Raw genomic sequence first — 1,027 nt, 5'->3', positions numbered from 1 at the left:
TGCTCACTACTTAATTTGGCGTTAGTGCTCCGCAACACGATAAGTATGAGAATAAATCATGGAAATATCTGAAATTGTAAAAGAAATGCTGCTTTATTTTGGCGGTACATCGGCAGTATTAATAGGATTAGTGGGTTTTCTTGCTCATTTAAGTAGCAAGCGCATAATCAATGGTGAGTTAGCAAAGCATAAACTTGATCTTGAAAATGCTAAATCACAAAACAAAATCGAGCAAGAGTCGATTAAACATACATTTTCCAAAGAAATAAAAGAAATCTCTATATCAAATGAACGTAATTTACAGCTTGTAAGGCTTGAACATGAAAAAGCTTTAAGCATTCAAAAAGCTGAAAGTGAAAATACTTTGGAGAGAGTGAAAAATGAAATGAATGTCGCATTTCTAAAATCAGAAACATATACGTCAATCTCTAAAGAAATGTTTCAAACATTGTTCAATAAGCGTATTGAGGTATATTCAAATTTACTTAACTTAAAAATTGAAATTGACAAATCTCGGTTGGATCATGCTGGATACCTTGCATTCAACGAAGAAGACCCATCCCATTTCACTACCGCAGTATATAAAATTAATGAAGTTTCACAGAAAGACTCAATGCTTATTTCTAATGAGTTGGCAATGTTGTCAAATGAGCTTTATCAGAAATCATCTCAAGTCTTTTCAAATGCTAAAGTGCAAGAGTTCTATGCGGAGCTGAACTCGTCAGCGAACAATAATGGGCAAGCGAACTTTGAGTCAATGATGGACGCTAGAGATACTGAGTTACGAAAACTCTTCACTGAGTGTGGTGAACTCTATGAAAGTTGGTTTCAACAACTGGAAGAAGATCTATCAAAAATTCGTATGATACTTGACTTTTCTGGTGAGTTTCTAAAAAAAGAGCACTAACAAAGCGTTTAAGACAGATTCCCAACGCATGGCATTTTTCATTCCATCGTTGGTTTTTGTGTTTACGGTGGTATGGTTAAGTTCCGTTGTGGCGTTGCTCACTACTTAACGCGGCGTTAT

The 1,027-nt window shown here is 35.3% G+C and carries 1 protein-coding gene; it reads left to right on the top strand.

Annotation, left to right across the window (positions count from 1 at the left end; translation table 11 throughout):
* The first annotated feature begins 58 nt into the window (after nt 1-58).
* Nucleotides 59-907, top strand: a complete 849-nt coding sequence (locus tag ELS82_RS25250; protein WP_134837796.1) for a hypothetical protein — start codon at nt 59-61, stop codon at nt 905-907.
* Nucleotides 908-1,027: the final 120 nt, after the last annotated feature.

Origin of the sequence: Vibrio ouci, assembly GCF_004551525.1 — a bacterium.
Classification (GTDB): Bacteria; Pseudomonadota; Gammaproteobacteria; order Enterobacterales; family Vibrionaceae; genus Vibrio; species Vibrio ouci.
Note: the sequence above shows the minus strand (reverse complement) of the source record. Positions and strands in the feature narration are given on the sequence as shown.